The organism is Meridianimarinicoccus zhengii (assembly GCF_003254465.1).
Lineage (GTDB): Bacteria > Pseudomonadota > Alphaproteobacteria > Rhodobacterales > Rhodobacteraceae > Meridianimarinicoccus > Meridianimarinicoccus zhengii.
Map to the genome: position 1 here is coordinate 88,201 of NZ_QDFI01000007.1, position 10,318 is coordinate 98,518.

At 69.3% G+C, this 10,318-nt stretch carries 11 protein-coding genes, 1 tRNA gene and 2 pseudogenes; 4 read left to right on the forward strand and 10 right to left on the reverse strand.

Features of this window, described 5'->3' with window-relative positions:
* The first annotated feature begins 131 nt into the window (after positions 1-131).
* Positions 132-764 carry a thiamine phosphate synthase gene (locus tag DDE13_RS03890; protein ID WP_111401654.1) on the forward strand — a complete coding sequence of 211 codons (633 nt, stop codon included), beginning with the start codon at positions 132-134 and terminating at the stop codon, positions 762-764.
* Here the strand turns inward: DDE13_RS03890 and DDE13_RS03895 are convergent.
* The 3 genes from DDE13_RS03895 to DDE13_RS03905 all read right to left on the reverse strand — a co-directional run bounded on the left by DDE13_RS03895 (position 733) and on the right by DDE13_RS03905 (position 2,722).
* The gene (locus DDE13_RS03895) at positions 733-1,608 is read right to left on the reverse strand and encodes a lysophospholipid acyltransferase family protein (RefSeq protein WP_111401656.1); all 876 of its coding nucleotides are present in this window, start codon (positions 1,606-1,608) and stop codon (positions 733-735) included. The two genes, DDE13_RS03890 and DDE13_RS03895, sit on opposite strands and share 32 nt — an antisense overlap.
* A 7-nt stretch (positions 1,609-1,615) precedes the next feature.
* Positions 1,616-2,395 (reverse strand): GNAT family N-acetyltransferase, encoded by a 780-nt coding sequence (locus DDE13_RS03900; protein WP_111401658.1) that lies wholly within the window; start codon positions 2,393-2,395, stop codon positions 1,616-1,618.
* Positions 2,396-2,548: 153 nt separating this feature from the next.
* Entirely contained in the window at positions 2,549-2,722 is a 174-nt protein-coding gene (locus DDE13_RS03905) for a DUF3553 domain-containing protein (protein ID WP_111401660.1), read from the reverse strand.
* Positions 2,723-2,771: 49 nt separating this feature from the next.
* Between DDE13_RS03905 and DDE13_RS03910 the strand changes: the two genes are divergently transcribed.
* Positions 2,772-3,389, forward strand: coding sequence for a histidine phosphotransferase family protein (locus DDE13_RS03910; protein WP_111401662.1), 618 nt, complete (start codon positions 2,772-2,774; stop codon positions 3,387-3,389).
* 8 nt (positions 3,390-3,397) lie between these two features.
* Here DDE13_RS03910 and DDE13_RS03915 read toward each other — a convergent pair whose 3' ends face one another.
* The 7 genes and pseudogenes from DDE13_RS03915 to DDE13_RS03945 form a co-directional block, all read right to left on the reverse strand.
* A complete protein-coding gene (locus DDE13_RS03915; RefSeq protein WP_111401665.1) occupies positions 3,398-4,666 on the reverse strand; it encodes a glutamate-5-semialdehyde dehydrogenase in 1,269 nt (422 codons plus the stop codon).
* Between the two features lie 11 nt (positions 4,667-4,677).
* Entirely contained in the window at positions 4,678-5,805 is a 1,128-nt protein-coding gene (proB, locus tag DDE13_RS03920; RefSeq protein WP_111401696.1) for a glutamate 5-kinase, read from the reverse strand.
* A complete protein-coding gene (obgE, locus tag DDE13_RS03925) occupies positions 5,802-6,863 on the reverse strand; it encodes a GTPase ObgE (protein ID WP_111401667.1) in 1,062 nt (353 codons plus the stop codon). Before obgE ends, proB begins: the two co-directional genes overlap by 4 nt.
* A 79-nt stretch (positions 6,864-6,942) precedes the next feature.
* Positions 6,943-7,482, reverse strand: a complete 540-nt coding sequence (locus tag DDE13_RS03930; protein WP_111401670.1) for a GNAT family N-acetyltransferase — start codon at positions 7,480-7,482, stop codon at positions 6,943-6,945.
* A 145-nt stretch (positions 7,483-7,627) separates the two neighbouring features.
* The gene (rpmA, locus tag DDE13_RS03935; RefSeq protein WP_111401672.1) at positions 7,628-7,897 is read right to left on the reverse strand and encodes a 50S ribosomal protein L27; all 270 of its coding nucleotides are present in this window, start codon (positions 7,895-7,897) and stop codon (positions 7,628-7,630) included.
* A gap of 21 nt (positions 7,898-7,918) precedes the next feature.
* Positions 7,919-8,293, reverse strand: a pseudogene (gene rplU, locus DDE13_RS03940) (50S ribosomal protein L21); the annotation flags it as partial.
* 172 nt (positions 8,294-8,465) lie between these two features.
* Positions 8,466-9,296 (reverse strand): hypothetical protein, encoded by an 831-nt coding sequence (locus DDE13_RS03945; protein ID WP_111401674.1) that lies wholly within the window; start codon positions 9,294-9,296, stop codon positions 8,466-8,468.
* Between the two features lie 149 nt (positions 9,297-9,445).
* Between DDE13_RS03945 and DDE13_RS03950 the strand changes: the two genes are divergently transcribed.
* A tRNA-Ser gene (locus tag DDE13_RS03950) sits at positions 9,446-9,535 on the forward strand.
* A gap of 396 nt (positions 9,536-9,931) precedes the next feature.
* Positions 9,932-10,258: pseudogene (locus tag DDE13_RS03955) on the forward strand (transposase); the annotation flags it as partial.
* Positions 10,259-10,318 lie beyond the last annotated feature (60 nt).

The window sequence follows — 10,318 nt, forward strand, 5'->3', positions numbered from 1 at the left end:
GCGTATGACTCCCGTATGACTTTTGTATGACTCGCATGTCACCGCCGTCACCCGTGATCTGGCTTGCCGCCGCCCCTTTCCACCCGCCGCGCCGCGCGGTATGGCACGCAGGCTCCAGACCCGAGGCCGCCATGACCGAACCCACCGCCCCCGACCGCCCGCAGATCTACCTTGTCACGCCCGCCGACCCGTCGGGGGACGCGTTCACCGACGATCTGGCGCGGATGCTGGACGCGGTGGAGATCGCCTGCCTGCGCCTGCGCATGGCGAGCACGGTGGAGGACGACATCGCGCGGGTCGCGGACCGGCTGCGGCCCATCGCCCATGCGCGCGACGTGCCGCTGGTGATCGATACCCATCTGGGGCTGGTGGACCGGCTGGGGCTGGACGGCGTGCACCTGACCGACGGGGCACGGTCCGTCCGCAAGACGCGCAAGGCGCTGGGAACGGATGCCATCGTGGGCGCGTATTGCGAGGCGTCGCGCCACGAGGGGCTGAGCGCGGGCGAAGCGGGCGCGGATTACATCGCCTTCGGGCCCGTGGGTGAAACGGTGCTGGGCAGCGGCGTGCGTGTGGAACGCGACCTTCTCGCGTGGTGGTCCGAGGTGATCGAACTGCCCGTCGTGGTCGAGGGTGCGCTGGATACGGATCTCGTGCGGGATTTCGCGCCCGTGACGGATTTCTTCGCGCTGGGGGACGAGGTGTGGCGCAGCGCAGACCCCATGGCGACACTCAGGGGCTTCGCCGCGGTTCTGGCGGGCTGAGCGCCGCGGTGTGACCGGCGCGCACTACGTGTTCGGCGGCGCCCGACAGCGCCTTGCGCCCGGCGAAATCGGCCACGGGCAGCGGCGGGTGCCAGATCACCGTGACCGATCCGGGCCCGCGATGGGCAAGGATCTTCAGCAGATGCGCGGCGAAGTCCATGTCGCCCCACCAGCCGTAGAGCTTTGGGTCGGCACCTTCGGGCGCATGGTAGGCCACGGAGACGGGCTGCACCCGCAGGCCCGGTGCGAGATCCGGGTCGAAGAACGCCTGGAACAGGGTCGGCTTGAACGGCAGCACGCGGCGGCCGTCGGTGCTGGTGCCTTCGGGGAAGAACAGCAGGCGGTGGCCGGCGGCAAGCCGGTCACGCAGCGCGGCGGTCTGGGCCGCGGCCTCGGCCCGGTCCCGGCGGATGAAGAGCGTGCCGGTGGCGCGCGCCAGCCAGCCGATCCCGGCCCAGCCCGCGACCTCGGCCTTGGCGACGAAATAGATGCGCGCGCAGGCGTTCAGCACGAAAATGTCGAGCCACGAGCCGTGATTGGCGACGATGGCACCGGGCCGGCGCGCGGGATCGTGGCCGCGATCGGGCATGGGCGCGCCCTGCTGGTCCAGACGCAGCCGCAGGATGCGCAGCGACAGGCGGCAGACGGTGCGCGTGATCGAGGGCGTGACCGGCCGGTGCAGACCGAAAACCGGGCGTTCGACCAGCCGCACGGCCAGCAGGACCACCAGACCGCCGAAATTCACGAGCCCGAGCGCCAGCCCGCGCAGCGCGACGCGGACCCAGCCCGCGGGCGTGATCGGTGGCGCGGGCGGCGGGGGCGCGCCCTGCCACGGCCCGGTCATGTGCCGTTCATCCCGGCAGGCCGCGGGTGTAGATCGTGCGCTGCCGGTCATTCATCCGCGCGGTGTCCAAAAGCAGGCACACGTCGATCGTGTTGAACTCGTGGTCCACGAAGCCGCCGTCGCCGATGAAGCCGCCCAGCCGCAGATACGCCTTGATGAGCGAGGGCATGGCCCGCATCCCCGCCGCCGCGTCGATCGCGTGTTCGGGCAGCAGGTCGAGCGGCAGGTGGTGGCCGGGCAGCGCGCGCACGCGGATATCCGGCGGCGCGAGGTAACGGTGATGCAGCAGCGACAGGGGTTCGGCCAGCGGCGCGGGGTCGGTGCCGTGAAAGCTGGCGACGCCGAAGAGCACGTCGATATCGTGTTCCAGCGTATAGGCGGCAAGCCCGTTCCACAGGTGCCACATCGCCTTGCCGCCGCGGTATTCGGGCTTCAGGCAGGAGCGGCCGAGTTCCAGCAGCCGCCGTCCGCTTTGCATCAGCACCGACAGGTCGTATTCGCCCGCGGTGTAGAAGCCCCCCGCGCGCGCCGCGTTCTCGCCCCGCATCAGGCGGTAAACGCCGATCACGTGGTCAAGGCCGGTCCCGTCGTCGCGGGCGGGATCGATGGCGAGCATGTGGTCGTAGAACGGGTCGTAAGCGTCCCTTTCGAAACGGTTTTCATGGTCCACCAGCGGGCCGTCGCCGCCCAGTTCCTCCACGAACACGGCATAGCGCAGGCGCTGCGCGGCCAACAGGTCGCGGTCGTCCCGCGCCAGCCGCACGGTTATGGGCAATGGCGCGATCATGCGCGGGTGGCAGGGTGCGGGGGCACGGTCATGGACGGGTGATAGAAACCGCGCCGGGGCGATGCAAGCGACTTTGCCCCGGGTGCCGCGATGGCACGATTTGACACACGTTTAAAGTGTGCTAGCGTTTCCCGACGGTGGCGGACCTGACCGTCACTCCGTAAACACAACCTGAAGTTCGATGCGTGCGGTATCGATGACCACTTTCCCGGCATTGCGGAAATTCACGGTCACGCGGCCCTGCACATTGGACTGAACCTGCCCGGTCCCCCAGTCGGGGCATTGGGGATGGCGCACGAGGACGCCCGGCTCCAGCAATGATGACATCTTCTTTCCTGCCTTCCATCCGGTTCCTGGCAATCCGCGGCATCTGGCGATGAGCGGAGACGCGTACCCGGATTTGCCGGGTCTTCTGGGCTCGCGCCTGTGTCACGACCTGATAAGCCCCGTGGGGGCGATCGGCAACGGTCTTGAATTGCTGTCCATGTCGGGTTCGGGCGGACCGCGGCGGGAGGAAATGCAGCTTGTGGCCGACAGCGTGGCGCAGGCACAGGCGCGCATCCGCTTCTATCGCGTGGCCTTCGGGCTGAGCCGCGAGGACCAGGCGATGGGGACCCCGGAGCTGTGCGACACGCTGGACGGGGTGTACGGCGCGGGCCGGTTGCAGGTCGCGTGGGACGTGAGCGGCGAGGTGCCGCGCCCGGCGGCGCGGCTGGCCTTCCTGATGGTGCTGTGCGTGGAGGCGGCGCTGGCACGCGGCGGCCGGGTCACGGTGGCGCGGGACCGGCGGTCATGGCGCGTGGCGGGCAGCGGGCCGCGGCTGCGCGATCTTGGACCGTTCTGGGCACTGCTCGAGGGCCAGCCCTGCGACGAGCCGCTGACGCCGGAACGGGTACAATTCCCGCTGCTGGCCCGGCAGGCCGAGACGATGGGGCTGCGCGTGGCGGTCAGCGCGGGCGAAGGCGGCGTGACGCTGAACGCGGTGCCGCGCTGAAGGCCCCGTCAGGCGCGGGTCGTGCCCGCGCCGTCGACGAGATACTTGAAGCTTGTCAGTTGTTCGGCACCGACAGGGCCACGGGCGTGCAGCTTGCCCGTGGCGATGCCGATTTCCGCGCCCATGCCGAATTCGCCCCCGTCCGCGAACTGGGTGGAGACGTTGCGCATGACGATGGCGCTGTCCACCCGGTCGAAGAATGTCCGCGCGGTGGCGTCGTTGGCGGTCAGGATGCAGTCGGTGTGGTTGGACCCGTAGCGCGCGATGTGGTCGATGGCGCCGGTGACGCCGTCGACCACGGTGGCGGCGACGACCATGTCGAGAAACTCGCGCCCGAAATCGTCCGGGGTGGCGGGCGTCGTGCCGGGGATGTCCGACAGCGCGCCATCGGCGCGGACCTCGACGCCCGCAGCGACCAGGTTGGCGATGAAGGGCGCGCCGTGGGCCGCGAGGTAGGCGCGATCCACGAGCAGGCATTCGACCGCGCCGCAGATACCGGTTCGGCGGGTCTTGGCGTTGACGATGACCTTGCTGACGATCTCCGGGTCGGCGTCGGCGTCCACGTAGATATGGCAGATACCTTCGAGATGGGCGAAGACCGGCACCCGCGCCTCGCGCTGGACCAATCCCACAAGCCCCTTGCCCCCGCGCGGCACGATCACGTCCACGTAGTCGGTCATGCCCAGCAGGGCGGACACGGCGGCACGGTCGCGCGTGGGCACCATCTGCACCGCGTCGGCGGGCAGGCCGTGGGCGGTCAGGCCATGGGTCAGGCATGCGGCGAGAGCGGCGGAGGAATGCAGGCTTTCCGATCCGCCGCGCAGGATCACCGCGTTGCCGGATTTCACGCACAAGGCACCCGCATCCACGGTCACGTTGGGGCGGCTTTCATAGATCACGCCGATCACGCCAATGGGCGTGCGCACCCGGCGGATATGCAGGCCCGAGGGCTGGTCCCAGTCCGCGATCACCTGCCCGACCGGGTCGGGCTGGTCCGCGACGGCGCGCAACCCGGCGGCGATCCCCTCCAGCCGTGCGGGGCTGAGTTCCAGCCGGTCAAGCATCGCCGCCGACAGGCCCTTGTCGCGGCCGAAATCCATGTCGCGCGCATTGGCGGCGAGGATCGTATCGGCCTGGTCCATGATCCGGTCGGCAGCCGCGTGAAGTGCCGCTGTCTTGGTCGCAGCCGGGGCGATGGCCAGCGCGCGGGCGGCCACGCGGGCGCGGCGCCCCAGATCGTCCATCAGCGCGGCGATATCGGTCTGTTGTCCATCCATCGGATCAATCCTCATAGCACCATGTCGTCCCTGTGGATCAGCGCGGCACGGCCCGGATAGCCCAGCACCGCTTCGATCCTGTCGGAGCGCAGGCCCGCGATGCTGCGCGCTTCGTCGCTGGTATACCGGATCAGGCCCAGCCCCAGTGCGGCGCCATCGGGGCCGTTGATCGTCACCGGCTCGCCGCGCCCGAAATCGCCCATGACCGCGGTGACGCCCGCGGGCAGAAGCGACCGGCCCTGCGCCAGCGCGCGTCCGGCGCCTGCATCGACAGTGACCCGGCCCGCCGGTTTCATCGCGGCGATCCAACGCTTGCGCGCGACCTGCGGATCGTCGCCCGCGCGGAACCATGTGCAGGGCGCCCCCCGTTCCAGCGCGCGCAGGGGCCGGTCGGCATTGCCCTTGGCGATGACCATGGCGCAGCCCGCGCCGGTGGCCATCTTGGCCGCCATCAGCTTGGTGACCATGCCGCCGCGGGACAGGCCGGATATGCCCTCGCCCGCCATCGCCTCGATCTCGGGGGTGATGCGGTCCACCACGTCGAAGCGCGTCGCGGCCGGATCCAACCCTGGATTGGCGGTGTAGAGCCCGTCAACGTCGGACAGCAGCACAAGCTGGTCGGCGCCGATGGTCGCGGCGACCTGTGCGGCCAGCCGGTCGTTGTCGCCATAGCGGATCTCGTCGGTGGCCACCGTGTCGTTCTCGTTCACGATGGGCACGGCGCGCAGGGCGATGAGCTGGCCCAGCGTGGCGCGGGTGTTGAGATAGCGCCGCCGGTCGGTGCTGTCCTCGCGCGTCACCAGCACTTGTGCCGTGACGATGCCGTGGGGGTTCAGCGCGTCCTCGTAGGCGCGGGCGAGCCGGATCTGGCCGACCGCCGCCGCGGCCTGGGACTGTTCCAGCGGCAGAGGACCGGGCGGCAGTTCGAGCACGCGCCGCCCCAGCGCGATGGAACCGGACGACACGAGCACCACATCGACGCCGCGCGAACGCAGGTCGGCCACGTCGGCGGCCAGCCCGTGCAGCCAGTCGCCGCGCAGGCCGCTGGACTGGTCCACCAGCAGGGCCGAGCCGATCTTGACCACCACGCGCGCGCCGGGCGTGGTGGCGAGGCTGAGCCGCGCGTCGGTTTCGGTCAGGGCCGCCACGGCGCGTCATCCCCAGATCCGGGCGCGTCGGGCGCGGGGTCGAGCGCGCGGCGGCGCAGGCGGTCATCCGCGATCTCGGCCCGCAGCGCGCGGAGCACCTGGGTCAGCCCCTCACCCGACACGCCGGACATGGGGTAGACGCGGGTGCCCGCGGCCTCTTCCAGCGCCGCGCGCGCCTCGGCCAGCATGTCCGGCTCCAGCGCGTCGATCTTGTTGAGACCCGTGACGCGCGGCTTGTCGGCCAGATGGCCGCCATAGGCCTCCAGCTCTTCGATGATGGTGCGGTAGTCCTCGACCATGGTGGGCGAGGTCGCGTCCACCAGATGCAGCAGCACCGCGCAGCGTTCCACATGGCCGAGGAACCGGGTGCCCAGCCCCCTGCCCTCGTGCGCGCCTTCGATCAGGCCGGGAATGTCGGCGATCACGAATTCCGCGTTGTCCACGCCGACGACGCCGAGGTTCGGGTGCAGCGTGGTGAAGGGATAATCCGCGATCTTGGGGCGCGCGTTCGACGTGGCCGCGAGGAAGGTGGACTTGCCCGCGTTGGGCAGGCCCAGAAGCCCCGCATCTGCGATCAGCTTGAGCCGCAGCCAGATCGTGCGTTCCACCCCCGGCTGGCCCGGATTGGCCCGGCCCGGCGCCTGGTTGGTGGCGGTCTTGAAGCGCAGGTTGCCCCAGCCGCCATTGCCGCCCTCGGCCAGCACGACGCGGTCGCCGGGATTGGCGAGGTCCGCGATCACGGTTTCCTCGTCTTCATCGAGGATCTCGGTCCCCGCGGGCACGCGCAGGGTGATCGTGTCGCCCGACCGGCCCGTGCGCTGGCGGCCCATGCCGCCCTGCCCGTTCTGCGCGAAGAAATGCTGCTGGTAGCGGAAATCGATGAGCGTGTTGAGCCCGTCCACGGCCTCGGCCACGACATCACCGCCGCGCCCGCCATCGCCGCCGTCCGGGCCGCCGTATTCGATGAACTTCTCGCGCCGGAAGCTGACCGCGCCGTTGCCGCCGCTGCCCGAGCGGATATGCACCTTGCAGAGGTCGAGGAATTTCATGGCGGCGGTCCTTAGGGGTCAGGGGCGGCGATACTGCGAAACGACCCGCGGCTCAAGCCCGCTGACCCCGCGCGCGGGGTCAGGCCAGCTTGCGCAGGTAGGTCCAGATCGGCACGGTGCAGTTCTGCGCGACCGAGAACGCCTCGGCATCGCCGATATAGTCGAAGCCCGCGTTGGTCAGCACGCGCGCAGAGACCGGGTTGGACTGGAACACCTCGGCGAAGAGGGTCTTCACGCCCTGCGGGTTGGCCGCAATGATGGCCTGCACGGCTTCGGTGGCGAAGCCGGTGTTCCAGAAGGCGGGCGCCACCCAGTAGCCGATTTCCGACCGATCGTGGGACAGCCGCTTGAGCGAGATGAGGCCCAGCAGTTCCGCAAGACCCGTTTCGGACGCGTCCATCGCCCAGATATCCTCGCGCCGGTCGTCGGCCACGGCGCGGGTCACCAGCGCCTCGGCAGCACCTGGCGGATAGGGATGCGGGATGGACCGGGTGTTCTGCGCCACGCGCAGGTCGCCCGCATAGAGCGCGATCAGCCCCTGGTCCGAGGGACGCAGCGGGCGCAGCGACAGGCGTTCGCTGGCGATGACGGGCTGAGCGGTGGTGAGGTCATGGGCCATGGCTTCCTCCCTGAAGCGCATGAGATGTGGGGCGGCGGCGACTGCCGCGCAATGGCGCCGCGTGCGTGCCGCCCCGAATAGACCGGGGGGCCGGCGTGTCCGCCGACCCCCCTTTTGTGACCTTGCGGTCCGATCCGGGTGCGGCTTACTCGGCGGCCTCGGCCGCTGGCTGCACGGAAATGAAGGTACGGCCCTTGAGGCCCGTGTGGAACTTCACGGCGCCTTCGACGGTGGCGAAGATCGTGTGATCCTTGCCCATGCCGACATTCGTGCCCGGCCACCACTTGGTGCCGCGCTGGCGCGCGATGATGTTGCCGGGGATGACGGCTTCGCCGCCGAATTTCTTGATGCCGAGGCGGCGGCCTGCGGAATCGCGGCCGTTCCGGGACGAACCGCCTGCTTTCTTGTGTGCCATGCTGTCGGTCCTTTCTTATTCGGCCGCGGCAGCGACGGGAGCTGCGCGGTTGGTGGCGGGCTTGACGCCGCTGGCGTCCGCGCCGGAGGCGAGGATTTCGGTGACGCGGATCAGCGTCAGTTTCTGGCGGTGGCCACGGGTGCGCTGCGAGCCGTGCTTCCGGCGGCGCTTGACGAAGGAGATGACCTTGTCGCCCTTCACGTGGTCCACGACCTGCGCCTGCACGCCGGCGCCCTCGACGCGGGGGGTGCCGAGTACGGGGGCGTCGCCGCCCACCATCAGCACCTCGTTGAACTGGACGGTGTCGCCCGCTTCGGCGATCAGCTTTTCAACGCGCAGAACGTCGCCGCTCTGGACCTTGTACTGCTTGCCGCCGGTCTTGATTACCGCAAACATCGTGTGTCGTCCTTGTTGTCGCGCCCTGTGGCCCCGCAGCATGGCGGTGTTGCGGGGGCGATCCCCCTGCCGTCGGACAGCGCGCCCTTGCCGGGCGGATGGATTGGGTCCGGCGTTTGATCCGGAGCGCGCCTGATGCGCGAGAACGGGGGCAAAGTCAAGCCCGCCGCGATCAGAGATCCTCTGACGCGAGAAGCCGCGCCAGCGCAGCGCCCGTATCGTAGGACAGGTCCGTGAGCACCGTGTCGAACGCCGTGAAGATGGCGTCGTTGAACGCCTGCCCCGCGGGGGATTCGGAAAAGGCGATATGGGTCTGCAACTCGGCCGTGTCGAGCGGACCGTAGGCGAGCGACACGAAGGCATCCAGCCAGTCCTCGGTGCTGGCGCGGATCGCGGGTTCCTGTTCCCAGACATCGGCCAGCACGTCGCCAGTGCCCATGGTCCCCGGCGCGTCCGCGCCCTCCTGAAGGCCGGTCAGGAAGGCCGCGTTGGCGGCCAGCGCGCCGGTGACGTTGCGGTCCACGAGATCGTTGATTGCGATGAAACGGTCCACCGCCGTGGCGAAGTCGCTGCCCGCCGCCCGGTCCACCTCGAAACGCGCGAGCACCGCCTCCTCGATCCCAGGTTCGTTGAGCGCGGCGCGGGCCGACAGTTCCAGCCCGACGATCCGGTCGCCCGGCGGCGTGGTCAGATAGGTCAGGATCGCCGTGCCCTGCGCGTCAGACCCGCCGGGCGCCGCGTCGAGGGCCACGGCGAAGGCATCGCGGAATTCCGGCAGCACCGTGTCGGGATCGTTCAGGCGCGCTAGCGTGCGTTCCCACCCGGCGAGATCGCGGCCCGGCATCATCTCGGCCCCCAGATCGAGGCCGGAGGCGACGGCTTCCTGCTGCAGCATGTCGAACAGGGCCGCGACCTCCATCGCGTCGAGTACCCGGTCGGACAACCGCTGCGCCTGCGCGCCGAACGGAAGAAAGCAGAAGAGCAGGACGATGACCGTGCGCATGGGAGTCTCCGATCTGGATGCCCGGAAAAAGATGGGGCGCGCGCAGGGTATTGTCCATGGCGATTGCCGCGCGCGGGGTTCCGCGGACGGCCAGAAAACCGCTTGCACCCCTACCCCGCTTTGACTAAACGGCCCCGGTGACCCTTCGCGGAGAGGTGCCGGAGTGGTCGAACGGGGCGGTCTCGAAAACCGTTGACCCTTCACGGGGTCCCAGGGTTCGAATCCCTGTCTCTCCGCCATAAATCCCTGATAACATGGAAAAACTGCAGAACGCGCGCCAAACGCGTTGATCGCGTATCGCGCGCAGAGTCGGCATACTATGCCCCATTTCTCTCTCGCGGCGGGTACCGACTATGCCGCATCGGGGCTGGCCCTCACCCGCCACGGCCTTGATTTGGCGCCCGTGAAACGACAAGAGCCCCGCCGTTTCGGCTGAGGCTCGCATCGATCGGCGTCGGGCGAAACGACAGCCCGACATTGCCGTTTTGGGATGGCGCTCTGGTGTGGCGCGTGAGTAAGGCAGCGGAAGCCGCGTCGCCCGGTCGTCTTCACCGAGCCATGCGCGATACTCCCGGGGTCGGCATACTATGCCGTGTTTCTCCCCCATGGCGTGTCCGGACTATGCCGCATCGGGGCTGGCCGCGGAGTTCGGGATCGCCATCGCTCGAGGCGTCGCGCGGGCCATCGATTTTGCGAAAGGGATCATCGAGGGCAAGCCGTCCGGGTTACCCGAGCTCGCCCAAGACGTTCTGCGGGTCCTCAGCCGTCAGCTGGTCGACCTGCACAACCGCCTTGGCTGGTACGAGATCACGATGCGCATTCAGGCCCGTCTCAGCCATCAAGCGCAACTCTTGCAGACCATTCCCGGTGTTGGACCGGTGACGGCCTCGGCCGTGGCCGCTACGATCGGGTCGGGTCACCAATTCAAGAGTGGTCGGGAATTTGCGGCTTGGCTTGGTCTGATAGCGTCCGTCAAGCTGGTGTAATTTCCCTGATGGCCTGAGGGCATGATCAGGCGGCTT

Bases quoted from the DNA above. Each gene is read 5' to 3' on its own strand.
- DDE13_RS03895 (WP_111401656.1), bottom strand. From the start codon at position 1,608: ATGACCGGGCCGTGGCAGGGCGCGCCCCCGCCGCCCGCGCCACCGATC.
- DDE13_RS03890 (WP_111401654.1), top strand. From the start codon at position 132: ATGACCGAACCCACCGCCCCCGACCGCCCGCAGATCTACCTTGTCACG.
- DDE13_RS03910 (WP_111401662.1), top strand. From the start codon at position 2,772: ATGAGCGGAGACGCGTACCCGGATTTGCCGGGTCTTCTGGGCTCGCGC.
- DDE13_RS03905 (WP_111401660.1), bottom strand. From the start codon at position 2,722: ATGTCATCATTGCTGGAGCCGGGCGTCCTCGTGCGCCATCCCCAATGC.
- rpmA (WP_111401672.1), bottom strand. From the start codon at position 7,897: ATGGCACACAAGAAAGCAGGCGGTTCGTCCCGGAACGGCCGCGATTCC.
- DDE13_RS03945 (WP_111401674.1), bottom strand. From the start codon at position 9,296: ATGCGCACGGTCATCGTCCTGCTCTTCTGCTTTCTTCCGTTCGGCGCG.
- DDE13_RS03930 (WP_111401670.1), bottom strand. From the start codon at position 7,482: ATGGCCCATGACCTCACCACCGCTCAGCCCGTCATCGCCAGCGAACGC.
- DDE13_RS03915 (WP_111401665.1), bottom strand. From the start codon at position 4,666: ATGGATGGACAACAGACCGATATCGCCGCGCTGATGGACGATCTGGGG.
- DDE13_RS03900 (WP_111401658.1), bottom strand. From the start codon at position 2,395: ATGATCGCGCCATTGCCCATAACCGTGCGGCTGGCGCGGGACGACCGC.
- obgE (WP_111401667.1), bottom strand. From the start codon at position 6,863: ATGAAATTCCTCGACCTCTGCAAGGTGCATATCCGCTCGGGCAGCGGC.